Origin of the sequence: Methylobacterium durans (assembly GCF_003173715.1) — a bacterium.
GTDB lineage: Bacteria > Pseudomonadota > Alphaproteobacteria > Rhizobiales > Beijerinckiaceae > Methylobacterium > Methylobacterium durans.
Map to the genome: position 1 here is coordinate 3,116,351 of NZ_CP029550.1, position 23,480 is coordinate 3,139,830.

The 23,480-nt window shown below is 72.5% G+C and carries 25 protein-coding genes and 2 pseudogenes; 14 read left to right on the forward strand and 13 right to left on the reverse strand.

The genetic code is table 11. The annotated features are described in order from the left end of the window. Window positions 1-165 precede the first annotated feature (165 nt). The 4 genes and pseudogenes from DK389_RS14370 (at window position 166) to DK389_RS14385 (ending at window position 2,785) form a co-directional block, all read left to right on the forward strand. Window positions 166-489, forward strand: coding sequence for an XdhC family protein (locus DK389_RS14370; RefSeq protein WP_109890541.1), 324 nt, complete (start codon window positions 166-168; stop codon window positions 487-489). Next, window positions 489-1,183: pseudogene (locus DK389_RS14375) on the forward strand (XdhC family protein). The gene DK389_RS14370 and the pseudogene DK389_RS14375 overlap by 1 nt, the downstream one beginning before the upstream one ends. After that, the gene (locus tag DK389_RS14380) at window positions 1,180-2,208 is read left to right on the forward strand and encodes a molybdopterin-binding protein (protein ID WP_109890543.1); all 1,029 of its coding nucleotides are present in this window, start codon (window positions 1,180-1,182) and stop codon (window positions 2,206-2,208) included. Before DK389_RS14375 ends, DK389_RS14380 begins: the two are co-directional and overlap by 4 nt. Then, window positions 2,201-2,785 carry a nucleotidyltransferase family protein gene (locus DK389_RS14385; RefSeq protein WP_109890545.1) on the forward strand — a complete coding sequence of 195 codons (585 nt, stop codon included), beginning with the start codon at window positions 2,201-2,203 and terminating at the stop codon, window positions 2,783-2,785. The genes DK389_RS14380 and DK389_RS14385 overlap by 8 nt, the downstream gene beginning before the upstream one ends. Before the next feature lie 27 nt (window positions 2,786-2,812). Here the strand turns inward: DK389_RS14385 and DK389_RS14390 are convergent, their stop codons facing one another. Together DK389_RS14390 and DK389_RS14395 are read right to left on the reverse strand one after the other, a co-directional pair. Further along, window positions 2,813-2,971 carry a DUF2256 domain-containing protein gene (locus tag DK389_RS14390; protein WP_194075205.1) on the reverse strand — a complete coding sequence of 53 codons (159 nt, stop codon included), beginning with the start codon at window positions 2,969-2,971 and terminating at the stop codon, window positions 2,813-2,815. A gap of 1 nt (window position 2,972) precedes the next feature. After that, window positions 2,973-3,839, reverse strand: a complete 867-nt coding sequence (locus tag DK389_RS14395; protein WP_109890547.1) for a methionyl-tRNA formyltransferase — start codon at window positions 3,837-3,839, stop codon at window positions 2,973-2,975. A gap of 175 nt (window positions 3,840-4,014) precedes the next feature. Between DK389_RS14395 and DK389_RS14400 the strand changes: the two are divergent. Both DK389_RS14400 and DK389_RS14405 read left to right on the forward strand, forming a co-directional pair. After that, window positions 4,015-4,748, forward strand: a pseudogene (locus DK389_RS14400) (SDR family NAD(P)-dependent oxidoreductase). 36 nt (window positions 4,749-4,784) lie between these two features. Next, window positions 4,785-6,350 (forward strand): cryptochrome/photolyase family protein, encoded by a 1,566-nt coding sequence (locus DK389_RS14405; RefSeq protein WP_109890549.1) that lies wholly within the window; start codon window positions 4,785-4,787, stop codon window positions 6,348-6,350. A 7-nt stretch (window positions 6,351-6,357) separates the two neighbouring features. Here DK389_RS14405 and bcsS read toward each other — a convergent pair whose 3' ends face one another. After that, complete coding sequence (gene bcsS, locus DK389_RS14410) at window positions 6,358-7,086, reverse strand: cellulose biosynthesis protein BcsS (RefSeq protein ID WP_109890551.1); 729 nt, start codon at window positions 7,084-7,086, stop codon at window positions 6,358-6,360. A 371-nt stretch (window positions 7,087-7,457) separates the two neighbouring features. On the opposite strand from bcsS, the gene DK389_RS14415 reads away from it, so the two are divergent. Further along, window positions 7,458-8,024 (forward strand): exopolysaccharide biosynthesis protein, encoded by a 567-nt coding sequence (locus tag DK389_RS14415; protein ID WP_109896392.1) that lies wholly within the window; start codon window positions 7,458-7,460, stop codon window positions 8,022-8,024. 27 nt (window positions 8,025-8,051) lie between these two features. Here the strand turns inward: DK389_RS14415 and DK389_RS14420 are convergent. The 4 genes from DK389_RS14420 to DK389_RS32385 form a co-directional block, all read right to left on the reverse strand. Next, a protein-coding gene (locus DK389_RS14420; RefSeq protein ID WP_109887384.1) for an IS630 family transposase occupies window positions 8,052-9,112 on the reverse strand; the annotation gives its coding sequence in 2 pieces (ribosomal slippage) (window positions 8,052-8,626 and window positions 8,626-9,112; 1,062 coding nt in all). A gap of 83 nt (window positions 9,113-9,195) precedes the next feature. Next, the gene (locus DK389_RS14425) at window positions 9,196-10,020 is read right to left on the reverse strand and encodes a metal ABC transporter permease (protein WP_109896394.1); all 825 of its coding nucleotides are present in this window, start codon (window positions 10,018-10,020) and stop codon (window positions 9,196-9,198) included. A gap of 38 nt (window positions 10,021-10,058) precedes the next feature. Then, the gene (locus DK389_RS14430; protein ID WP_109890553.1) at window positions 10,059-10,985 is read right to left on the reverse strand and encodes a metal ABC transporter ATP-binding protein; all 927 of its coding nucleotides are present in this window, start codon (window positions 10,983-10,985) and stop codon (window positions 10,059-10,061) included. Next, entirely contained in the window at window positions 10,970-11,131 is a 162-nt protein-coding gene (locus DK389_RS32385) for a hypothetical protein (RefSeq protein WP_162560408.1), read from the reverse strand. The genes DK389_RS14430 and DK389_RS32385 overlap by 16 nt, the downstream gene beginning before the upstream one ends. Window positions 11,132-11,293: 162 nt before the next feature. Here DK389_RS32385 and DK389_RS14435 point away from each other — a divergent pair, with 162 nt between their 5' ends. The 5 genes from DK389_RS14435 (at window position 11,294) to DK389_RS14455 (ending at window position 15,814) form a co-directional block, all read left to right on the forward strand. Beyond that, on the forward strand, window positions 11,294-11,809 hold the full coding sequence (locus DK389_RS14435) for a Fur family transcriptional regulator (protein WP_109890555.1): 516 nt from the start codon (window positions 11,294-11,296) through the stop codon (window positions 11,807-11,809). Between the two features lie 444 nt (window positions 11,810-12,253). Beyond that, window positions 12,254-13,405: a calcium-binding protein gene (locus tag DK389_RS14440; RefSeq protein ID WP_109890557.1), complete on the forward strand. Its 1,152-nt coding sequence runs from the start codon at window positions 12,254-12,256 to the stop codon at window positions 13,403-13,405. A gap of 127 nt (window positions 13,406-13,532) precedes the next feature. Then, window positions 13,533-13,901, forward strand: a complete 369-nt coding sequence (locus tag DK389_RS14445; protein ID WP_109890559.1) for a hypothetical protein — start codon at window positions 13,533-13,535, stop codon at window positions 13,899-13,901. Window positions 13,902-13,974: 73 nt separating this feature from the next. Further along, window positions 13,975-14,634, forward strand: a complete 660-nt coding sequence (gene copM / locus DK389_RS14450; RefSeq protein WP_109890561.1) for a CopM family metallochaperone — start codon at window positions 13,975-13,977, stop codon at window positions 14,632-14,634. A 118-nt stretch (window positions 14,635-14,752) separates the two neighbouring features. Then, entirely contained in the window at window positions 14,753-15,814 is a 1,062-nt protein-coding gene (locus tag DK389_RS14455) for a DMT family transporter (RefSeq protein WP_109890563.1), read from the forward strand. A gap of 93 nt (window positions 15,815-15,907) precedes the next feature. On the opposite strand, the gene DK389_RS14460 is transcribed toward DK389_RS14455, so the two are convergent. Beyond that, the gene (locus tag DK389_RS14460; RefSeq protein WP_109890565.1) at window positions 15,908-17,413 is read right to left on the reverse strand and encodes an undecaprenyl-phosphate glucose phosphotransferase; all 1,506 of its coding nucleotides are present in this window, start codon (window positions 17,411-17,413) and stop codon (window positions 15,908-15,910) included. 224 nt (window positions 17,414-17,637) lie between these two features. After that, window positions 17,638-17,973 carry a heme-degrading protein HmuQ gene (gene hmuQ / locus DK389_RS14465; protein WP_109890567.1) on the reverse strand — a complete coding sequence of 112 codons (336 nt, stop codon included), beginning with the start codon at window positions 17,971-17,973 and terminating at the stop codon, window positions 17,638-17,640. Between the two features lie 450 nt (window positions 17,974-18,423). Between hmuQ and DK389_RS14470 the strand changes: the two genes are divergently transcribed. Then, on the forward strand, window positions 18,424-18,828 hold the full coding sequence (locus DK389_RS14470; RefSeq protein ID WP_109890569.1) for a helix-turn-helix domain-containing protein: 405 nt from the start codon (window positions 18,424-18,426) through the stop codon (window positions 18,826-18,828). Between the two features lie 37 nt (window positions 18,829-18,865). Here the strand turns inward: DK389_RS14470 and DK389_RS14475 are convergent, their stop codons facing one another. Genes DK389_RS14475 through cbiE form a run of 4 tightly spaced genes read right to left on the reverse strand, consistent with a single transcriptional unit; the run spans window position 18,866 to window position 22,635 of the window. Beyond that, a complete protein-coding gene (locus DK389_RS14475; protein WP_109890571.1) occupies window positions 18,866-20,206 on the reverse strand; it encodes a cobyrinate a,c-diamide synthase in 1,341 nt (446 codons plus the stop codon). Then, window positions 20,203-20,979: a precorrin-4 C(11)-methyltransferase gene (cobM, locus tag DK389_RS14480; protein ID WP_109890573.1), complete on the reverse strand. Its 777-nt coding sequence runs from the start codon at window positions 20,977-20,979 to the stop codon at window positions 20,203-20,205. Before cobM ends, DK389_RS14475 begins: the two co-directional genes overlap by 4 nt. Window positions 20,980-20,992: 13 nt before the next feature. Continuing rightward, complete coding sequence (locus DK389_RS14485; protein WP_109890575.1) at window positions 20,993-21,412, reverse strand: cobalamin biosynthesis protein; 420 nt, start codon at window positions 21,410-21,412, stop codon at window positions 20,993-20,995. Next, the gene (cbiE, locus tag DK389_RS14490) at window positions 21,391-22,635 is read right to left on the reverse strand and encodes a precorrin-6y C5,15-methyltransferase (decarboxylating) subunit CbiE (RefSeq protein WP_109890577.1); all 1,245 of its coding nucleotides are present in this window, start codon (window positions 22,633-22,635) and stop codon (window positions 21,391-21,393) included. The genes DK389_RS14485 and cbiE overlap by 22 nt, the downstream gene beginning before the upstream one ends. On the opposite strand from cbiE, the gene DK389_RS14495 reads away from it, so the two are divergent. Beyond that, window positions 22,634-23,368 carry a cobalt-precorrin-6A reductase gene (locus DK389_RS14495; protein WP_109890579.1) on the forward strand — a complete coding sequence of 245 codons (735 nt, stop codon included), beginning with the start codon at window positions 22,634-22,636 and terminating at the stop codon, window positions 23,366-23,368. The genes cbiE and DK389_RS14495 overlap by 2 nt on opposite strands. Window positions 23,369-23,480 lie beyond the last annotated feature (112 nt).

Sequence of the window (23,480 nt, forward strand, 5' to 3'; positions counted from 1 at the left end):
GATGAAGGGTGATAATCCCTGCCGCGCGGTGCGGAAAGGCACGTGTTGCCGGATCGCGGGACCTCATCGCCTTGCGCCCGCGGGCGGACCGCCTAACTGCCTGCCTGTCCACACGTTCGGGCGCGGCCGGAGGGCGGCCCGCCGCCCGTTGCGGGATCCCGCGCCATGCTCGCCACCGACACCGACATCCTCGCCGCCGCCGAGAGCTGGCGGCGCGACGGGCGCGACGTCGCCCTCGCCACCGTGATCGAGACCTGGGGCTCGGCACCGCGACCGGTCGGCAGCCACCTCGTCGTCGACGGCGCGGGCCATTTCCTGGGTTCGGTCTCGGGCGGCTGCGTCGAGGGCGAGGTCATCACCGAAGCGCTCGACGTGATCGTGGATGGGCGCCCGCGCATCCTCGAATTCGGCGTCGCCGACGAGACCGCGTGGCGGGCGGGCCTGTCCTGCGGCGGCCGCATTCGCGTCTTCCTCGAACGGGTCGTCTGATGCGCGTCGAGACCCTTGCGGCGCTCAACGCCGAGCGCGCCGCGCGCCGCGCCACGATCCTCGTCACCGACGTCGCGAGCGGCGAGCAGCGGCTGGTGCGCGAGGCGGAGATCGCCGCCGACCCGCTCGCCGAACCCTTGCGCGCGCATCTCGCGGGCGGCCGCAGCGGGACCGTGGTGGCGGGGGGCGAGACCTCTTCCTCACGGTTCAGGTGCCGCCGGTGCGGCTCGTGGTGATCGGCGCCGTCCATATCAGCCAGGCGCTCGCGCCGATGGCGGGGCTCCTCGACCTCGCCGTGACGGTGATCGATCCGCGCACCGCCTTCGCGACGCCCGAACGCTTCCCGGGCGTCGATCTCGTGACGCTCTGGCCGGAGGCGGCGTTCGCCGGGCCGGTTCCGCCGCTCGACCGCTACTGCGCGGTGGCGGCCCTGACGCACGATCCCAAGATCGATGATCCGGCGCTTCGCTCCGCCCTGCGGGCGGGCTGCTTCTACGTCGGCGCCCTGGGCTCGCGGAAAACCCACGCGCGGCGCGTCGAGCGCCTGACGGAGGCCGGCTTCGGGCAGGCCGAGACCGGCCGGATCCGCGCCCCGATCGGCCTCGATATCGGCGCCGCGACCCCGTCCGAGATCGCGCTCGCGATCCTCGCCGAGATCGTCGCGGCGCGGCGCCGGATGGGAGAGAGCGCGTGAAGTTCGGGCCGGTCCCGCTGCACGAGGCCGCGGGCCTGATCGCGGCGCATTCCGTCCGGGCTGACGAGGCGGTCCTGCGCAAGGGGCACGCGATCTCGCCCGAGATCGTCGACCGGCTCGAAGCCGCCGGGCTGAGCGAGGTGGTCGCGGCGCGCCTGGAGCCCGGGGATCTCGGCGAGGACGAGGCGGCGTCGCGCCTCGCACACGATCTCGCCGGTGCCGGGGTCGATGCCGGGCAGCCCTTCACGGGCCGCTGCAATCTTTACGCGGCGCAGGCCGGTGTGCTGCGCGTCGCCCGGGACGGGATCGACGCGGCGAACGCGGTCGACGAGGCGATCACGGTGGCGACGCTGCCGCCCTTCAGGCCGGTGGCGGCCGGAGAGATGGTGGCGACCGTCAAGATCATTCCCTACGCGGTGCCGGGCGCGCTCCTCGACCGGGCGCGGGCGGCGGCTGCGTCCGCCCGGATCGACGTGGCGCCCTACCGGCTCGCCCGGATCGGCGTGGTCTCGACCCTCCTGCCCGGCCTCAAGCCATCGACCGTCGACAAGACCCTCCGCATCCTGGCGCAGCGCCTCGCACCGACCGGCGCGGGGATCGTCGCCGAGCGCCGCGTTCCGCACGCGGCCGCCGCCGTCGCCGCTTCACTGGCGGAACTGATCGACCGGGAGGGCGCCGACCTCGCCGTGATCTTCGGCGCCTCGGCCATCGCCGACCGGCGGGACGTGATCCCGGCCGGCATCGAGGCGGCGGGCGGCCGGGTCGATCATCTCGGCATGCCGGTCGATCCGGGCAACCTGCTCCTCGTCGGCGCGCGCGGGGACGTGCCGGTGATCGGCGCGCCGGGCTGCGCCCGCTCGCCCAAGGAGAACGGGTTCGACTGGGTCCTGCACCGGCTGCTCGCCGGGCTCGCCGTGACCCGCGCCGACATCGTGGCCTTCGGCGTCGGCGGCCTCCTCACCGAGATCGTCTTGCGCCCGCAGCCGCGCGGCGGCGGCGCGAGCGCGGAGGAGGAGGATGGCTGAGGCGATCGCCGCCCTGATCCTCGCGGCCGGGCGCGGCACCCGCTTCGGGCCCGAGCCCAAGCTTCTCGCCGATCTCGACGGCCGCCCCCTGGTGCGTCACGCGGCGGAGGCCGCGCTCGCCTCGCGTCTGCGCCCGGTCGTGGCAATCCTCGGCGCGCACGCCGCGGACATGCGCGCGGCGCTTCGCGACCTCGACCTCACCTGCGTGGAGAATCCCGATTACGCGGACGGTCTCTCGACTTCCCTGAAGACCGGGCTCGCTGCCCTGCCCGGAGAGATCGCGGCGGCCGTGATCCTACTCGGCGACATGCCGCGCATCACGGGGGCCGACCTCGACCGCCTCGCCGACGCCTTCGCGGACGCCGATCCGGCCCCGGCCGCCGTGGTCCCCGTCCATGCGGGCCGGCGCGGCAACCCGGTGCTCCTCAACCTGCGCCGCCTCGGGCCGGCCCTCGCCGCGCTCTCGGGCGACCGGGGCGCCGGTCCGCTGCTGGCCGGGCGCGACGACGTGCTGGAGGTCGCGGGGACCGCCGGGACGGGCTTCGATGTCGACACGCCGGAGGCGCTGACGACCTGACCGTCCGGGTGGCCACGGGATGCCCGGTCACTCCGTCCGCTCCCGCTTCGCCTCCGCCCGGCAGCGGTCCGAGCAGTAGCGGACCTCCTCCCAGACGCGCTCCCATTTCTTGCGCCACGCGAAGGGCCTGCCGCACTGGGCGCAGGGCTTCGACGGGAGATCGCCCTTGCGGCGCATCCGAGCCATCTCAGCGGCCGATCTGCCCGGCCTCGTTGAGCGGCACGAGGCTCCAGCGGGTGACGAGCACGTAGCCGTCCCGGGCCGCCACCACGATCTGGCGTCGGTAGCGGTGGACGATGGTGCCGGGCGTGGTGTTGTGCGCCTCCCGCCAGCCCTCGGCGGCGGCGACGAAGACGCGACTGTCGCCGAGGCGGGCGATCGTCTCGATCGATCCGAAGGCCCGCACCCGGCGCAGAATCGCCTCGACCTCCTGGCGGAAGTCGAGGGTGCGGTCGGCATCGCTCACCCGCGCCCAGTACGAGCCGTCGCCCTGCGGCTCGGGCCTGCGCCAGCGCGCCGGCAGGTCGCGCGCGATCGGGCCGGCGGCGAGCCGGCGCGCCGCCATCTGGCACTTGGCGAGAAGGGATTCGTGCGTCTCCCCGGACGAGACGGGGAAGATGTCCTGGGCCAGGATGTCGCCCGTGTCGAAGCCCTGCTCGGCCAGCACGTGCGCGGTGACACCCCAGCTCTCGTAGCCCTCGCTGATCGCCCGGAAGAGCGGGTAGGGGCCGCGCCCCGTCGGCAGAGGGGAGGGGTGGAAGTTCAGCGCGTAGGCTGCGCGGCCGTGCCAGCCGGTGATGAGCCAGGGATAGCCCGCCACGACGAGGGCCCAGTCGCGGCCGTGGGCGGCGTTGAGCGCGTCGAGATCGGAGACCCGCATCCGGGAGAGCTGCATGGGCAGCCGGCGCTGGCGCGCGAGCGCCACGACCGCCTCGTTGTGATCGTAGATCCCGTCGCAGGGGCGGGTGAACAGCTTGATCGGCGTCCAGCCGGCCTGGATCAGCGCATCGAACACGCCGCCGAGGAAGTCGATGCCCGCGAACGCGAACTTCATGCAGGCTCCTGACGCCGCTTGCATTGGCGCGGCTGCGACATCGGCGATGGGGCGGGGCAGCGCTCCGCGACCTCCACGGCGCTGTCCCGCGCCATACCTAATCACAAATAATGCCTGGGTCGCGATCTCCCGGAGAAATTGCGGCGCGCCCGAGGATTTGCCGAGGAGACGGCCAATGGAACGGGTGGTGATCTACGGGGGCACGGGCGGCATCGGGCGCGCCACGGCGCGGGCCCTGCGGGCGCGGGGCTGCCAGCTGCACCTCGCCGCCCGCGACGCCGCACGGCTCGCGGAGGCCGCGGACGAGTTCGGCGACACCACGATCACGGCGGGCGACGTCGCGGACCCCGCCTTCTTCGATCAGGTGACGCGCGAGGCGGGCTCCCGCCTCGGCGGCCTCGTCTACGCGGTCGGCACCATCAACCTCCGCCATCTCGCGCGGCTGACGGCCGAGGATGTCGAGGCCGATTTCCGCATCAACGCGCTCGGCGCCTTCCTGGCGCTTCAAGCGGCGGCGCCCGCCCTGAAGGCCGGAGCGGGCGAGGCGGGGGCGGGCGTCGTCCTGTTCTCGACGGTTGCCGTGGCGCAGGGCTTCCCTCGCACGCCTCGGTCGCGATGGCGAAGGGCGCCGTCGAGGGGCTCGCCCTGTCCCTCGCGGCCGAGCTCGCGCCGCAGGTGCGCGTCAACGTGGTGGCGCCCTCGCTCACCCGCACGCCGCTTGCCGCCGCCATCACCGGCAACGACACCCTGGCCCAGGGCATTGCCCAGATGCACGCCCTGCAGCGCCTCGGCCGTCCGGAGGACATCGCGGCACTGGCGAGCTTCCTCGTCTCCGAGGAGGCGGCCTGGATCACCGGACAGATCATCGGCGCCGATGGCGGGCGGGCGATGCTGCGCACCAAGGGCTGAGCCGGTGGCGGGGGAAGCGCGCACCGCGCGCCGCGCATTCTGCGCTTCGTCCTCGGCGACCAGCTCCACCGGCGGGTGAGTTCGCTGACCGACCTCGACCCGGACCGCGACGTGGTCCTGATCGTCGAGGTCGAGGCCGAGGCGACCTATGTTCGCCACCACAAGCAGAAGATCGCGTTCCTGTTCTCGGCGATGCGCCATTTCGCGGCCGAACTCGCGGCCGAAGGGATCGCGGTCGATTACGTCCGCCTCGACGATGCGGGCAACACCGGCAGCTTCACGGGTGAGCTCGAACGCGCGGTCGCCCGCCACAGGCCCGATCGGGTGGTGGTGACCGAGCCCGGCGAGTGGCGCGTCCTCGCAATGATGCGGGGCTGGCGGGACGATCTTCCCATCCCCGTCGAGATCCGCGACGACAACCGATTCCTCTGCCCGCGGGCGGAATTCGCGGCCTGGGCCGGGGACAGGCGCAGCCTGCGCATGGAGACCTTTTACCAGGGCATGCGCCGCCGCACCGGCCTCCTGATGGAGGGGCCTGAGCCGGTCGGGGGCCAGTGGAACTTCGACGCCGACAATCGCAGGCGCCTGCCGAAGGGCCACGTCCCGCCGCGCCGCCCCGGCTTCGCGCCGGACGCGATCACCCGAGAGGTGATCGACCTCGTGGCCGCGCGCTTCCCCGAGCATTTCGGCGACCTCGACGGCTTCGCCTGGCCGGTGACGCGGTCGGACGCCCTTCAGGCGCTCAAGCACTTCGTCGCCGAGTGCCTGCCGACCTTCGGCGACTATCAGGACGCGATGCAGGCGGGCGCTCCTTTCCTCTACCACGCGCTGCTGGCGCCGGCCCTCAATGCCGGCCTCCTCACGCCCGAGGAGGTCTGCCGCGCGGCCGAGCGGGCATTTCGCGCCGGCGACGTGCCGCTGAACTGCGCGGAGGGGTTCATCCGCCAGATCCTCGGCTGGCGGGAATACGTGCGCGGCCTCTACTGGGCGCGGATGCCGGACTACGCCCGCACCAACGCGCTTGCCGCCACGCGCGACCTGCCCTGGTTCTACTGGTCGGGCGACACGCCGATGAACTGCCTCGCGCAGGTCGTCCGGGACACGCGGGCGAACGCCTACGCCCACCACATCCAGCGCCTGATGGTGACGGGCAACTTCGCCCTGATCGCCGGGATCGCGCCGGCGCAGGTCGAGGAATGGTACCTGATCGTCTTCGCCGACGCCTTCGAGTGGGTGGAACTGCCGAACGTCCACGGCATGGTGCTGTGGGCGGACGGGGGCGTGATGGGCTCTAAGCCCTACGCGGCCTCGGGCGCCTACATCGACCGGATGTCGGATTATTGCGGGCCCTGCGCCTACGACGTGAAGCGGAAGGCCGGCCCCCGGGCCTGCCCGTTCAACTACCTCTACTGGCACTTCCTGATGGAGAACGCGGAGCGTCTCGCGGGCAACCCGCGCCTCGCCATGCCCTACCGGACGCTGGCGAAGATGGGGGACCGGCGCCGGGCCGAGATCGCGGCGGATTCCGCCCGCTTCCTGTCCGGTCTCGCGGCGGAGCCGCCGCCGCCGGAGGGCCAGCTCGAACTCGGGTTCGGCGGCTAGCGCCGGCTTATTGCAGGTTCATCCAGAAGGTCAGCGAGAGGTAGGGGCTCGGGGCCGACCGCCCGCTCTCGAACTGCACACCGGCCGAGACCCGCATGTTGTAGCGCCAGAGCGGAACGTCGGTGGCGTGGAGGCCGAGATTCGCTTTGCCGTAGCCCGACCGGTCCGCGTAGAGGCTCGCCTCCGGGCCGAGAAAGGCGCCCCAGAGGCGGTAGCCGACGGCGAGGCGGCTCCACAGGTCGCCCCGGGCCGAGCCGAGGATCAGGGTGCCGTTGACGAGGGTGTCCGCGGTTGGGTGAGCCCAGATCTCGCCCTGCAGGCGCAGGCCGAAGCGCGCGGGCAGGAGGCCGATGCCGCCTCCGTCCATCAGCGCCTCGAGCGCGGCCTCGGGCCCCGAGTAGAGTGCAACGATGCCCCGATCGCCCGCCCATTGGTAGCCCGCGAGCGTCGAGGCCGAGGCGGTGTAGCGGGCGAGGCGCGCGACGAAGATCCGCGTCCCGCAGGCGCAGACGAGCGTCTCGAATCGGCGTCCGAAGCCGCCGCTCGCCAGGATCACGACGCCCGAGCCGCCGTGCCGGTCGAGATTGACCTTCACCCCGTTCGCCGCGAAGGAGGAGGGCGCCGCGTCGAGGCTGCCGAACACGACCGTACCGAGCGGGTAGCTCTCGCCGCGCGCGGGCTCGGCGGCGAGGAGAAGCGCGGCGGCGTATGCGGCAGACAGATGACGCCGTGTCACCGGAGACTCGCACCGATCGAATTCGGATCAGTGTAGTCTTGCGCGCCTCGATTTCGCCAGAGATGCGACGCATTTCATGGGCAGGGACGAGGAATTATTTCTGGTTGTTTCAAGTGGGCGGCAGATCATCCGGTCGACATGATTGAAGAGAACCTGAAGTCGGATTTTTCCGGCGTCGATAACTTCAGCGACGCGTTCTCCGACGAGGATGCACGGGTTTCCGCACGTTCTGCGGGCACCGCCGAGGCGGTTCCGCCAGGTGCGCTGGCGCGCTTGGCGCATGAACCGAACTCGGCTAGAGCCGCGCCCGGGACAGCAGCCAGCGGCCGAACCCCTTGTATTCCGGTGCCCGAACTTCCGACGTCCTCACCGTGCTCGCGAGCCAGGAGGGGGAAAGGCTGACCGTCGGCGACATCGTCGCCGTGCTGCGGGACCGCGCCTTCGCGCTGCTCGTCGTCATCCTGGGCCTGCCGAACTGCCTGCCGATGCCGCCGCCGATCCCGCTGATCTGCGGTCTGCTGCTGCTCCTCGTGGCGGTGCAGATCGCCGCCGGCATGTCGGCGCCCTGGCTGCCGCGGGCGCTGCTCGGCCGCTCCATCGCGCGCAGCGACGTGGAGCGGGCCGTCAACCGCGCCGTGCCCCTGCTGCGGCGGCTGGAGCGCTGGTCGCGCCCGCGCATGGCCGTGTTCGAGACCGCGATCGGCATGCGCGGGATGGGGCTGATCCTGCTGACGCTGGCGATGGCGCTGATCGTCGCCGCGCCCGTGGTCGGGCAGATCCCGCTCGGGCTCGCGGTCTGCCTCGTCGGGCTCGGGCTCGTGGAGCGGGACGGGATCGTCGTCCTCGTCGGGCTCGGCATCGGCACGCTCGGCGTCGCGCTGAATGCCGGCTTCGTCTACGCGATCGTCTCCGGCATCATGAGCCTGTTCAGCCTCTAAAGGGCGTCTTATACCAATCGGTGGTGATCATAACTGATAGGCCCAGTCACGCAGGCCGATGGACATGATCTTCCAAGGCTGGTCGATGAACCGGTTCCAGACCTGACAGCACTGCTCGACAATGTCCTCGTAGGACGAGAAGACGCGGTCGCCGAGCCAGTTGTCGCGCAGGAACTGCCAGACATTCTCGACCGGGTTGAGTTCCGGGGCGCAGGCTGGCAGCGGCAGCAGGGTGATGTTGGCGGGCACGACGAGGTCGTGGGCGACGTGCCAGCCCGCCCCATCGAGGATCAGCACGGCGTGGGCGCCTTCCTCGACGCTGCAGCTGATCTCCCTGAGGTGCTCGTTCATCGCCGCGGTATCGCATCTCGGCATGATGAGGCCGGCACCCTTGCCCTTCTCGGGACAGATCGCTCCGAAGATGTAGGCGTGGGCCGTACGTTGGTCCTTGGGCGCCGAGGGCCGGCTGCCGCGGCGCGCCCAGCGGCGGGGCAGCGTGTTCTTCTGGCCGACCCGAGCCTCGTCTGACCACCACACCTCGATGGCCGCGCCAGCCGGCAGCCGGGCTCGGATCGCCCTCACCTCGGCTGGCAAGTTTTTTTGAAGGCTGCCAGTGCGGCCGGGTCCTGCTCATGATGGCGCGGGCGTGCCGACAGCTTGCGGAAGCCGAGTTGTTTCACCGTGCGGCCCACCGTGCTCTCGTCCAGGCTCACGCCGAAGCTGGCGTAGATCCAGGCGGCGAGATCCTTCAGCCGCCAGCGCACCACGCCGTGTCGATCCGGGTCCGGCCCGCTCTCGACGATCTGCGCCAGCGCTTGACGCTGCGCATCGCTCAACTTGGCTGGGTTGCCCGGGGCCTTGCGGTTGATCAGCCCGGCCGGGCCAGCTGCGTTGAAGGCGAGCACCCAATCGCGCACCGTCTGCAACCCTACCACCCCGATCCGAGCCGCATCCGTGCGGCTGCCGCCCTCGTAGATCTCGGCCAGCGCCAGCAGCCGGCGGCTCTGGCCCGCGTCTCGGCTGGCCTTGGCCAGACGTCGAAGATCGTCGGCGTTGAAATCCTCACGCAGAGCAACCGCAGCGGACATGGCAAACCCTCCCGGTTTGCCTCATCGAACCAGATCCGCCGCCGATACGAAACCTCGTGAGTCGCTATCACCGTCGACCGGTATTACGCCTCCAGGTGGCGCGGGCGCACGAGGCGGTAGACGAGTCCGCCGCGCGGTCCGACCATCATCGAGACGAGGTAGAGGGCCCCCGCCGCCAGCACGATGGCGGGGCCGGTGGGCAGGTCGGCGTGGTAGGACAGGCTGAGGCCGACGACGCTCGCCAGCACCGCGACCAGCATCGAGACCGGGATCAGGCCGCTGAGGTCGGAGGCCCAGAAGCGGGCGGTGACGGCGGGCAGGAGCATCAGGCCGACCGCGAGCAGCGTCCCGAGCGCCTGGAAGCCGCCGACGAGGTTCATCACCACGAGGCCGAGGAAGGCGAGGTGGACCGGGCCTCCGGCGCGGCTCACGGTGCGCAGGAAGAGCGGGTCGACGCATTCCATCACCAGGGGCCGGTAGAGGGCGGCGAGCACCAGGAGCGTCACGGTGGCGATGCCGCCGAGGAGGAGCAGGGCCGGGTCGTCGAGGGCCAGCACCGTGCCGAACAGGATGTGCAGGAGGTCGATCTGAGAGCCCCGCAGGGAGACGAGGAGGACACCGGCGGCGAGCGAGATGAGGTAGAAGGCGGCGAGGCTCGCATCCTCCTTCAGCACCGTCGAGCGTGTGACGAGGCCGGCGAGCAGCGCCACCGCGAGGCCGGCCGCGAGGCCGCCGAGGGTCATCGCCGGCAGCGACAGGCCGGCGACGAGGAAGCCGGCCGCGGCGCCCGGCAGGATGGCGTGGCTCATCGCCTCGCTCATCAGGCTCATCCGGCGCAGCATCAGGAAGACGCCGATCGGTGGGGCCGAGAGCGAGAGCGCGAGGCAGCCCGCCAGCGCCCGGCGCATGAAGCCGAACTCGAGGAACGGGCCGAGGACGAGGTCGATCACGAGGCGCTCCGGTGGCGGTGGCGCGCGTGATCGTGCTCCGGCGCGCCGCCGGGATGGTCGTGAGCGATCACGGCGCGGACATCGCCGCGTTGATCGCGATCATGCCCGTTCGCGTGTTCGTGCGCGTGTTCGTGCGCGTGATCGTGACCATGCGCGTGATCGTGTTCGTGCGCGCTCGCATGGCTGCGGGCGCAGATGGCGGCGTTCTCGTCCCAGGCCTCCGAGAGGCGGGTCGCGCGGGCGAGGTTTCCGGGCGTGAGCACGGCGGCGGTCGGCCCCCAGGCCACGGGCTCGCGGGCGAGCAGCAGCGTCGTGGGGAAGTGGGCGCGCACCTGCCCGAGGTCGTGCAGCGCGGCGACGATCGTCCGCCCCTGGCGGTGCCAGCCCCGGATCAGGCCGACGAGATCCTCGGTGGTGCGCGCATCGACGCCGGTGAAGGGCTCGTCGAGCAGGATGATGCCGGCATCCTGCAGGATGAGGCGGGCGAACAGGGCCCGCTGGAACTGCCCGCCCGACAGCGTGCCGATCGCCCGGTCCTCGAAACCGTCGAGGCCGACCGCGGCGAGGGCGGCGCGCACCTCGCCCCGGGCCCGCTTCAGGCTGGCCCAGGGCCCGAGCCGGCGCCACAGGCCCATGCTGGCGAGGTCGAGGACGCTCAAGGGGAAGCTGCGGTCGATCTCGTCCGCCTGCGGCAGGTAGGCGATGGCGCCGCGGTCGCGCTCGATCCGCCCGTCGAGGCTCGCGATCTCGCCGACGATGCCCTTCAGGAGCGTCGACTTGCCGGCCCCGTTCGGCCCGACGAGGGCGAGGAGGTCGCCCCGCGGGATCGTGCCGTCGAGGTGATGCACGGCCGGGTGCCGGTCGTAGCCGAGGGTCAGCCCGTCGAAGGCGACGGCGCCGGGCCCGCTCACCGGAGCGCCCACAGGATCACGCCCCAGAGCCCGCCCGCGCAGGCGGCCGCGAGCGCGAGCCGGAGGCCGAGCCCGGCGCGGAACAGCGAGGCGCGCGGCAGCGACAGGTGGGACGAGGCCGAGCGGGACGGGGGTTGGGGCCGGTCGGTGCGGGTCACGTCGGGGTCGGTTCCGGGGCGCGGCGACGGGCGCCGGGGGCGGGCGTCCCGCTCGCCGGCTCGCCGGTTCGCGCGATGGACGAATTGCCGGGATCGGGCCGGAGCCCTATAGTCCCGGCTGATACACTGTAACACCCTCGGAGTTCAATCGGGACGGGCGCCGTGACGGAGCACAGCCATCAGCACGGGGCCGGGCACGGCGGATCGCACGGCGAGTCGGGCTGCTGCGGCGGCGCGGACGTGGTGGAGCGGGCCGAGCGCCTCTGCCGCGAGCGCGACCTGCAATTCACGCGGCTGCGCCGGGAGGTGCTGCAGGCGGTGGCCGAGGCCGGGCGCCCGCTCGGCGCCTACGACATCGCCGAGCGCCTGAGCGGGGGCGGCCGGCGCGTCGCCGCGGTCTCGGTCTACCGCGCCCTCGACTTCCTGACCGAGCACGACCTCGTCCACCGCATCGCGAGCCGCAACGCCTTCGTCCCCTGCGCCCACACCCACGGCGAGGGGGCGGGTCTCGTCTTCATGATCTGCCGCAGCTGCGGCGGCATCGACGAGACCACCTCGCCCGAGATCGAGGACCAGCTCGGGCGCACCCTGGCGCGGGCCGGCTTCCGCCCGGCGAGCCGCATTCTCGAAGTCGAGGGCGAGTGCGAGGCCTGCCTGCAGCGCGAGGCTATGGCGTAGGACGGAGCCCGTCTCCGCCGACGCGCTCCCCTGATCTCCACCTTTCGTTCGGGGCCTCGCCGGAGAGGCGCGTCCGCACCCGGAATCCGATCGGTCGCGGAGAGGCAGGCGCGCGGCCGATCCCTGAGATGAACCCGGCGCGCCGGCCTCGCTGACGGGCTCGTGCCGCGTCCCGTAGCCGTCCGACGCCCGGTCGAGGCTCGCGAGACGCGCGATCCGCCCTCTCCCCCCTCGGCGCATCCGAGCCCGCAAGCCAGCCCCGGGAGCGAGTGTGATGCCGCTCACAGTTTCAGGCCGCGCGCTGCTTTAAACACATCATCGCTGGGTGAATGAATGTGTTTGTTCAGCTGAAGCAAGCAGCGGGCGCACTGAGCATTCAATCTGCACTCGAACCAGTTCTCAATCATCCGGGCTTTGGGCCAACACAATCGAAGGAAACATACCATGGCTGTTATCACGGGCACGAATGCTTCTGAGGTCCTCACCGGTACCCAGTTCGCCGATCAGATCGACGCCAAGGGCGGCAACGACACGGTCAATGGCGGCGCCGGCAACGACGTCATCAAGGGTGGCGCCGGCAACGACGTGCTGAACGGCGGCGCCGGGAACGACACCATCCGCGGCGAAGGCGGCAACGACACGATCAACGGCGACGCCGGCAATGACACGCTCTACGGCGGGGCGGGCAAGGACACCATCCACGGCGGCGCCGGCAACGACGTCATCCGCGGCGGTGACGGCAACGACAGCCTGCACGGCCAGGCCGGCGACGACGTCGTCTACGGCGGCAAGGGCGACGACCTGATCGGCGGCGGACCCGGAAACGACAAGCTCTACGGCGGGGACGGCAACGACACGATCAACGGCGGGCCCGGCAACGACAAGATGTACGGCGGTGACGGCAACGACAAGCTCAACGGCGGTGACGGCAACGACGAAATGCACGGCGGCAAGGGCAACGACGTCCTCGACGGCGGCAATGGCAACGACAAGATGTACGGCGGTGACGGCAACGACACCCTCACCGGCGGCAAGGGCGACGATTACCTCGACGGCGGCGCCGGCAACGACAAGCTCTACGGCGGCGACGGCAACGACGAGATCCACGGCGGAAAGGGCAACGACTACATCGACGGCGGCGCCGGCAATGACAAGCTGTTCGGCGGTGACGGCAACGACACCATCTACGGCGGCGCCGGGAACGACGTCATCCAGGGCAACGGCGGAAGCGACCACCTCTACGGCGGCGCGGGCAACGACACCGTCAAGGGCGGGTCGGGCAACGACGTCATCTCGGGTGGCTCGGGCGCCGATCACCTCTACGGCGGTGGCGGGTCGGACACCTACTACTTCGGCAAGACCGATGCCGGGGACGCCCACCAGGGCAAGGCCGACACGATCCACGACTTCTCGTCCAACGACACGATCAAGATGGAAGGCCATTACGACTACGCCGCCGGCGGGAACGCGGCGGTGGGCCAGTACAGCGTGACGGGCAGCGGCTCCGAGTGGACCGTGTCCTTCCACGGGGCCGACGGGTACCACGACATCCACGTCGATGGTGCGGATCCGACCGGGCACATCGCCTTCGTCTGATCGCTGCGGCTCGAACCGAGAGGAGGGGCTCGCCGGGGAAACCCGGCGGGCCTTTCGCCGTCCCGGGTGGGCAGGGCGCGCCCCGGCCCGGTTGCGGCCGGCGGACGGCGTGATTAGGCTCCGGCCGATGCGGCTCCTTCGCGCCCTGGCCCACCTCCTTCTCGCGCTCGCGCTGACGACGGCCTCCGTGGCTCAGGCGCGGGTCGTCAGCGTCGTGCCGGGCGCGACGCAGGAACGCCCGGACCACCATCACGCCGCGACGGGCGAGGCCGCACAGGCCGCCCACCATCACGGCGGCCCGGCGAGCCGGAGCCCGGTGCACACGCGGGACGGCTGCCAGACGGCGTGCTGCTTCGCGGCCGCGCAGCTGCCGGCGCGCGCGCCGGAGGCCGGTGCCGCCGTCCGCTTCCGCGCCGTCCGCTACGTCGACGCCGCACATCCCGTGTCGGGCCGGGCCGACGCGCCCGATCCTGGAATCCCGAAGCCAGCGGCCTGAACGCCGGCTGCGACGCAGCCGCGCAGCCCGCTCACGCGAGCGGGGCCGCACTTCGCCATTTCAGGAGAGAACCATGCACCCCATCCCGGGCCGTCGCCTCGCGACGCGTATCGTCACGTCCCCATGCCTTCTCGTTCCGGCCCTTGCGGCCGGATTGAGCCTCATCCCGCTCCGCGACGCCTCGGCCCGGCACGGCGGCCATCGCGGCCACCCGGAGCACGCCGCGACGGTGCCGCAGGCCAAGCCGGCCTCGGCCAGACAGGTCTCCACCAAGACGGCTCCGGCCGGAGGGCGCCGGTCGGGCGCCGCGCACCACGGCGCGCACGGCGCCTCCGCCTCGGACGGGCCGGCGGTGTCCGAGTTCAAGGCCGCCCATGCCGGCATGATGCGCGGCATGGCCCTGCCGTACACGGGCGACCCGGATGCGGATTTCCGCATCCAGATGATCCCGCATCACCAGGGCGCCATCGACATGGCGCGCGTCGCGATGCGCCATGCCAAGGACCCCTGGACGCGCCAGCTCGCCGAGGCGGTGATCGTGGAGCAGCAGCGCGAGATCGCCGAGATGCAGGCCTGGCTTGCCCGGCGCGGCGCCCCGGTGCCGCAGGGCGGGCAGCCGACCCACATCGTGGGGGCCGATTCCTACCGGAGCGTCGCGGAGGAGCCCGGGACACGGGACGAGGCGCGCGGGCAATCCTGGGCCCCGGGCGGGGGCGTGCCTGCCTCGCGCTAGTGGGCAAGATCCGACGCGGGGTCCCCATACGGACGATGCGCTGCCGGTGGACGGCGGCCAATGCACATCGGAATGCGCTGGGATCGGCAGGCAGGGTTCTGCCTGATAGGCTCGGGGCATGAAGCATCTGCACGCACACCTGTGGCCGGGCGTACCGCTGGCCCTGGTGTCTGCCGTCCTGTTCGGGGCTTCGGCTCCCTTCGCCAAACTGCTGCTCGGCGCGATGCCGCCGCAACTCCTCGCCGGGCTGCTCTACCTCGGTGCGGGCCTCGGACTGGCAGCCGTACATGGCGGTCGGGCCGCTCTCCGCATCCCAGCCCCGGAGGCCCCTCTTCGCCGCCACGATCTGCCGTGGCTGGCGGCGGTGGTGCTCTTCGGCGGCTTGGTCGGGCCGCTTCTGCTCATGCTGGGGCTGTCGCGCACCTCCGCCGCCTCCGGGTCGCTGCTGCTCAACCTCGAAGGGCTGGCGACGATGCTCATCGCCTGGGTGGTGCTTCGCGAGAACGTCGACCGGCGACTGCTCCTCGGCGCGTTCGCCATCCTCGTAGGCGCGGCCGTGCTGTCGTGGCATGGAGGGGGCGTGCGCCTCGATGCGGGCGCAGCCCTGATCGCCGCCGCCTGTCTGGCCTGGGGCATCGACAACAACCTGACGCGCAAGCTGTCCTCGGCCGACCCGGTGGTCACAGCCACGATCAAGGGGTTGGCGGCGGGCAGCGTCAACGTCGCCCTGGCCCTGCTGCTGGGCGCGGCCGTGCCGCCTGCGGCGACGATCGGGGCGGCGGCCGTGGTCGGCTTCCTCGGGGTCGGGGTGAGCCTCGTCCTGTTCATGCTGGCGCTGCGCCACCTCGGCGCGGCACGCACCGGGGCCTATTTCTCACTCGCGCCGTTCATCGGCGCGGTGATCGCCGTCGCGCTCCTGCGCGAGCCGGTGACGATGCAGCTTGTCGTGGCCGGTCTGCTGATGGGGCTGGGCCTGTGGCTGCATCTCGCGGAGCGGCACGAGCATGAGCACGTCCACGAGGTCATGGAGCACGAGCACGTCCATGTGCATGACGAGCACCATCGACATCATCACGACGGGCCGGTGACGGAGCCGCATTCGCACCGTCACCGGCACGAGCCGCTGAGGCACACCCACCCGCACTACCCCGACCTGCACCACCAGCACGGTCACACCTGAAGGCTCGGCCGTTCTGTTCGGAATGGCTGCAACAGTTCGGGAGCGGTTCCTCGCCACCGGGTACCAAGCGTCAGGTTTCGACCACTCGGCCGGTCAGAACGCGTTCCGGTAGGCGCGGGGCGAGATGACCGTCTGGACGATGATCTGCATGTCGAACCAGATCGACCAATTGTCGATGTAGTGGAGGTCGTGCGCGACGCGCCGCTCCATGTCGAGGTCGGTCAGCGTCTCGCCGCGCAGGCCGTTGACCTGCGCCCAGCCCGTGATGCCGGGCTTCACGTTGTGGCGCCGCGCGTAGAGCGCGATCCGCCGCTCGAAGCTGCGGTCGTGCGCGAGGGCGTGCGGGCGGGGCCCGACGAGGGACATTTCGCCCAGCACCACGTTGAAGAGCTGAGGCAATTCGTCGATGTTCGAGCGGCGCAGCACGGCGCCGACGCGGGTGATACGGGAATCGTTGCGCGACGCCTGCCGGAACCGTGCATTCTCCTCCACCTTCATGCTGCGGAACTTGAAGACGTCGAAGGGCTGCTGGTTGAAGCCGTAGCGGCGCTGGCGGAAGAAGACCGGACCGGGGCTGTCGAGCTTGATCAGCACCGCGACCGCCGCCATCAGGGGCGCCAGCAGCACGAGGGCGGTCAGCGACAGAGCGAGGTCGAAGGCGCGCTTCAGCAGCACCTCGCCGACATTGAGCGGGCGCCGCCCGATATTGATCCCCGAGAGCCGGCCGACGCGGGCGATCTCGAGGTCGGGGAAGCGGTCGAGCACCGAGCCGGGCCGCAGGTGCAGCGCCGCCGGCACCCGCAGGAAGGCGTCGATGCAGCGCTCCACCTCGGCGTTGTCGGCCCAGGGCACGAGGATGAAGACGTCGTCGGGCCGCAGGAAGCGCACCACCGAGACGGCGAGGTCGAGATCCTCCGAGAGCTGGGCCTGCCGCCCGGCCTCGTCCGCGTGCGGATCGACCCGGCGCAGGTAGCTCGTGCCGATCACGCGCAGGCCCAGCGCCTCCGCGTCGTTGCTGGCGTAGAACCGGGCAATGTCCTCCTCGAAGCCGACGAGGTGCACCCGGCTCACAGAGGCCGAGGCCGGGGTGATGCCCCGGCGCACCAGGGCGATCATCATGGCCCGCACGCTCAGCATCGCCGGCAGGCCGAGCACGAACAGGGTGACGGCGACGACGCGGGAGAAGTCGGTGGTGGTCTTGGTGGCGAAGCCGAACACCAGCACGACCGACCACGCGACGAGCCAGAGCGTCGCGGCGCGGCGCAGGTGCGGGCGCCGCGCCAGCGAGGTCTCGATGCTGTATTCCTCGCGCACGAGGTTGGTGAGCAGGACGATGAGGGCGACGAGGCCCGCGATGCGCAGGCTGCGGATCTCGGAGCCCGGAATTAGCGTGCCCGCCTGGGCGTAATAGTAGGTGGCCTCGATCGCGAGGGCGAGGCCGCAGATCGTGAGGACGTCGGCGACCGCGACGGTGGCCGAGATGCCGAGGCGGAAGGCGGCCCGGCTCCGCTTGGGCAAGAGAGCCGCCCAGACGTTCCGGCGCCGTCCGCCGGGCGAGCGGATGCTCTGATACGTCTCGGGAAGGCGATCCTGAAACATCGGGCGCACTGTTCCGTCCTGAGCCACGCTCTGTCCCGGACCGATACGGATCTCCGCTCAGTCCGGTTTCGCGAGGAGATCCGAGCAACGTTCGGACCTCGCGCCATCCCGGCGGCATCGATTGCGCCCAACTCTTTATCGCTCTTACGGGTTGCGCGCCCGCCGCGCAATGCACACGCGGGCGCGGCCCCGTCCCCCGTGACCCGGCTCGGATGCGGGCCCGCTCAGGCGGCGTCGGCCTTGCCGGGGCGGGCGACCGTCTGGATCGTCTCGAAGCCCTCGAATTGCGGGTGCCCGAGATAGAGCGGCTTCGTCGTCGGGACCCGGCTGTGCGCCTTGCGGAACTGCTCCGAGCGCGTCCAGGCCTCGAAATCGGCCCGCGAGCGCCAGATCGTGTGCGAGGCGTAGAGGACATGGTCCTCGTGCTCGGGCCCGCGCAGGAGCTGGAACTCGACGAAGCCCGCCATCTCGCCGAGGTGGCTGTCGCGCCCGAGCCAGACCTGCTCGAATTCCTGCGTCGCGTCCTTGACCACCTTGAAGCGGTTCATGGCGATGAACATGCGAAGGTCTCCTGTCGTCTGCGCGTCTCGTTGCCGGCGTCATGGGGCCGCGGGCTCCGGCCGCCGGGTGGCCGGACCCTATCCTCTGTCCGGGATCTCGCGAAGTCCGACGCATCGCCGCGACTGCGTGAATTCCGCATCACTCATGCGGCTCAGCAGTTCTCGCACCTGAAAAGGCTTGGCCGTGCCGGGCCCCGACTTGCATTCGGACCGGGCTTCGTGGTCAAGTTGTTGCGGGGGCAACCTTCGTGCGAGCCGTGATCCGCCGTGACCGTCACGTGTCCGTGATCAGGACGGGCCGGCGAGCGCCGAGAGTGAACCGTCGCCGGTTTCTCGCGGCCGCCGCGATTCCGCGGACTCGGGTCCGGGAAGGCCACCCCAAGATTCGAGCGCGTCCCGCCGGCGGTCCGGCGGCGGGCGGGCGATCAGGAAGAAGGACCGCGTTGAACGATGATGCCTAAGCAGACCACCGACGTGGACCGGCTTGTCGGTCTCCGCATCACGGCGTTGCGCAAGGCCCGCGGCATGAGCCAGACGGCGCTGGGCACCGCGGTGGGCGTGACCTTCCAGCAGGTCCAGAAATACGAGAAGGGCCAGAACCGCGTCGGTGCGGGCCGCCTGCGCGAGATCGCCCGCCTGCTGGAGGTGCCGGTCTCCGCCTTCTTCGAGGAAAGCGATGCCGCCGGCCGGCCCCAGGAGGACGTGTTCGGCTTCCTGAGCGCCCACGGCGCGATCGAGGTGCTGCGCGCCTACGCCGCGATCCAGGACGATCAGCTGCGCCGCGACATCCTCGCCATCGTCCGCACGGCCTCCCGCCTCGGCCAGGGCACGCCGCCCGTCGACGGCACGGCCTGAGCCGTCCGCCCGGACGCGACCAGCGAGGTCGCGGCCCTCACCCGATCGGGGGAGAGGGCGCCTCGCGGCTCCCGATCAGGTGGAAGAAGCTGCCGGTGACGTGGCCGAGCCGGTGCCCGGCCAAGCCGAGCGGCCTGCCCTCGGCGTCGGTGACGTCGGCCAGCGCGATGCTCGCGTCGGGGGCCTCCGTCAGCTCGCTCGCGTAGTGGAACTCGTGGCCGACGAGGCAGGTCCCGGCCGGTCCGAGGATCCCGTCCGCGCGCAGGCGCGCCACCCGGTAGCCGAGATGAAGCCGGCGCGCCCGGTAGGAGGTCGCGACCGGCAGGAGCCCCGCCATGGCGTGGGTCTCGCCGGCGGCGTCCTCCAGGCTCTCGCCCAGCACCATGTAGCCGCCGCACTCGCCGTGGACGGGCTTGCCCGTCGCGAACCGGCGCAGGCCGTCGCGGAAGCGCGTCGCCGCGGCGAGGCGGCCGGCGTGGAGCTCCGGGTAGCCGCCGGGCAGCCAGCAGGCGTCGCAGCGCTCCGGCGGCGCCTCGTCGGCGAGCGGCGAGAAGGGCACGATCTCGGCGCCCATCGCCCGCCAGCCCGCCGCCATGTGCGGGTAGAGGAAGGTGAAGGCCTCGTCCGAGGCGACGGCGACCCGCTGCCCCGGCGGGCGCGGCAGCGCGCCCGCGCGGCCGGACGGCCCGGCTCCGCCCGCGAGCGCGCGGATCGCCTCGAGGTCGAGCCCGGCTTCCGCGAGGTCGGCGAGACGGTCGAGCCGGGCGTCGAGATCCTGGGTCTCCCGCGCCTGGACGAGGCCGAGATGGCGCTCGGGCAGGACGAGGCTCGCGTCGCGGGCGAGGGCGCCGAGCACCGGCATGCCGATCCGGGCGAGGCCCGCCTCGACGAGGCGGCGGTGGCGCGGGCTCGCGACCTTGTTCAGCACCACGCCCGCGACCCGCACCCGCGCGTCGTAGCGGGCGCAGCCGAGCGCCACCGCGGCGGCCGATTGCGCGGCGCCCGAGACGTCGAGGACGAGGAGGACGGGCCAGCCGTAGCGGGCGGCGATGTCGGCGTTGGCGCCGGTGCGGCCCTCGCCCGCCACGATCCCGTCGAACAGGCCCATCGAGCCCTCGGCGATCACGAGGTCGGCGCCCGCCGTGGCGAGGTGCCCGACCGCGTCGAGGAGGCGATCCTCCATCGCGAAGCTGTCGAGGTTGAAGCTCGGATGGCCGGTCGCGGCCTGGTGGAAGGCCGGGTCGATGTAGTCCGGCCCGCATTTCGCGCCGCGCACCGCCACGCCGCGCCGGGCCAGCGCCCGCATCAGCGCGAGGGTGACCGTGGTCTTGCCCGAGCCCGAGCGCGGGGCCGCGACGAGGAGGCCGGGGGCGCTCATGCGGGCGGCCGGCCCGCGCCGGTCGGGCGGAAGCGGCGGTCGTAGTCGCTTGCGTAGAGGGCGCTCTCGCGGAAATCGCGCGCCGCGAGCGCCGGCCCGACGAGGATCAGGGCGGTGCGCTCCAGCCCCGCCTCGGCGACCGCCTGGGTGAGGGTGGCGAGGCGGCCGGTGATCACGCGCTCGTCGGGCCAGGTGGCGCGGAACACCACCGCGGCGGGGCAATCCGGCCCGTAGAAGGGGGTCAGCTCGGTGACGACCTGCTCGGTGACGTGGATCGAGAGGTGGAGCGCGAGCGTCGCCCCCGTCGCCGCGAAGGCCGCGAGCGTCTCGCGCTCCGGCATGGCGCTGGCGCGGCCTGAGGTCCGGGTCAGGACGACGGACTGCGCGAGGCCCGGCACCGTGAGTTCCCGCCGGAGCAGGGCGGCGGCGGCGGCGAAGGCGGGCACGCCCGGCGTCACCGTGTAGGGGATGCCGGCCGCGTCGAGGCGGCGCGTCTGCTCGGCGAGCGCGCTCCAGATCGAGAGGTCGCCGGAATGCAGCCGGGCGACGTCCTGCCCGGCCGCGTGGGCGCGGGCGCACTCGGCGACGATGGCGTCGAGATCGAGGGGGGCGCTGTCGACGATGCGGGCGCCGGGCGGGCACCAGCGCAGGATTTCGGGCGCGACGAGCGAGCCCGCGTAGAGGCAGACGGGGCAGGCGGCGATGAGATCGCGCCCGCGCACCGTGATGAGGTCGGCGGCGCCGGGGCCGGCGCCGATGAAATGGACGGTCATGTGAATCGGACGGTCATGCGGATGGGCTCGGGGCGGCGAGCGCGCAGGTGGCCCCGGCGCTGGCAATGCGAGGGAGAACGAGGCGGGAGGCGGGTCCCGCCGCCGCGAGCGCCGCGGCTTCCGCGAGCGAGCCGACGCCGCGCACGCGTTCGATGCGGGCCGAGCGCGTGATCACCCGGGTATCCGCGGCCGCCAGGGCTTCCGGCGTCACCGGCGTCGGCGCGAGGGCGAAGGCGCGCGCCGCCTCGCGGAGGGCCGGCTCGCCCGCCCGGTCGTCGGCGGTGGCGATGGCGGCGAGGCGCGGTGCCTGCGCCCCGGACGCGTCGAGGGCGCGGCGCAGGAGGGCGACGATCTCGGCGGAATCCGTTCCGCGGCGAAAGCCGATGCCGGCGACGAGGGGAGGGGGCCCGCTCACGGCTTCGTCCAGACCCATTGAGTGACCGGCATGGCCGCGCGCCAGCCGTGCATCCCGCCGACCGGGTCGGCGCGGGCGACCGAGAGGCGCCGCAGGGCGCCACCCCATTCGCCGAAGGCGGCGAGCAGCGCGGCCTCGCCTTCGAGGGTCACGGCGTTGGCCACGAGCCGTCCGCCCGGCGGCAGGGCGGCGGCCGCGCGGGTCAGCAAGCCCGGCTCCGAGACGCCGCCGCCGACGAAGATCGCGTCCGGCGCCGGCAACCCGTCGAGGGCGGTGGGCGCGGCCCCTTCCACCACCGCGAGGTCCGGCACGCCGAGCGCCTCCGCGTTGCGGCGGATGCGGGCGGCGCGATCGGGGCGGGTCTCGACGGCGATCGCCCGCATGGCGGGATGGCGCAGCATCCACTCGATAGCGACGGAGCCGGCGCCGCCGCCGATATCCCAGAGCCGTTCGCCGAGATGGGGCCGGAGCGCCGAGAGCGTCACGGCGCGGATCTCGGCCTTGGTGAGCTGCCCGTCATTCTCGAAGAGCGCATCGTCGAGGCCGGTCGCGAGCGGCAGCAGCCGGGCGTCCGGGCCCGCCACCACCTCGATCGCGAGGGTGTTGAGCGGGTCGATCCCCGCGAGGCCGAAGCCCTCGGCCGCGCCGCTGCGGATCCGCTCGCGCCCGCCGCCCATCGCTTCCAGCACCGTCAGGCGCGAGGCGCCGAGCCCGCGCTCGGCCATCACGGCCGCGACGCGGCCCGGCGTCGTCTCGTCCCAGGACAGGACGAGGAGGCGCGCCCCCGGCTGGAGGTGGGGCAGGATGCGCGTCAGGGCGCGGCCGTGCAGCGTCAGGCAGGCGCATTCGGCGAGCGGCCAGCCGAGGCGGGCGCAGGCGAGGCTGAAGGCGGATGCTTGCGGAAACGCCCGGATTTCTTCCGGCGGCACGAGGCGCGCGATCTCGGCGCCGATGCCGAAATGGAACGGGTCGCCGGTGGCGAGGATGCAGGTCGGCTCGCCCCGCCGCGCCAGGATCGCGTCGTAGGCCCCCGCGAAGGGGCTCGGCCAGGTTTGCGCCTCGGCGGAGAGCGGAGCGGCAAGCGCCAGGTGGCGCCGGCCGCCATAGACCACGCGAGCCGAATCGAGGGCGGCGCTCGCGGCCGGAGAGAGCCCGGCACGGCCGTCCTCGCCGATCCCGACGATCGACAGCCACGGCTTTCGGCTCGACTCCGGCCCGGGCCTATCGGAGAAGGCTGCCATGCGCATCCTCATCCTCGGTGGCACCGGCGAGGCGAGCGCCCTGGTGCGGGGCCTCGCCGGATCCGGCCACGCGGTCACCCTGTCGCTCGCCGGCCGCACCGCCGCTCCGAAGCCGGAGCCGGTGCCAACCCGGACCGGCGGGTTCGGCGGCGCGGAGGGGCTCGCCCGCTACCTGACGGAGAACGCCGTCGACCGGCTCGTCGACGCGACCCACCCCTTCGCCGCGCGGATCTCCCGCAACGCCGCGGCGGCCGCGGCGCTGGCCGGGGTCCCCCTGCTCGCGATCCGGCGTCCGGCCTGGGAGCGGCAGGCGGCCGACGATTGGCGCGAGGTCGAGAGCGTGCTCGAGGCGGTGGCGGCCCTCGGCGAGGCGCCCCTGCGCGCCTTCCTCACGGTCGGTCGCCAGGAACTCGCCGCCTTCGCGGCGGCGCCCCAGCACGATTACGTGGTCCGCGCGATCGAGCCGGTGGTCGACATCCTGCCGGTGCCGCACCTGACGGCGATCGCCGCGCGCGGGCCCTTCGACGCATCCGCCGAGGCCGAATTCCTGCGCCGCTCCGGCATCGACGTGCTGGTGAGCAAGAATTCGGGCGGGGACGCCACCTACGGCAAGATCGCCGCGGCGCGCGACCTCGGCATCCCGGTGGTGATGGTCCGCCGCCCGGACAAGCCCGACGTGCCGGCGGTGGCGGAGGCCGAGGCGGCGCTGACGGCGCTTCTCGGCGACGCGTGAGGCGCGCCTCACCTCTCCCGCTCGGGAGAGGTCGAGTCCGCGGCACGCGGACCGGGTGAGGGGGGCGACCTCTCCGGAGGGACCTGCATCCCTCACCCGAGCCCTCTCTCGA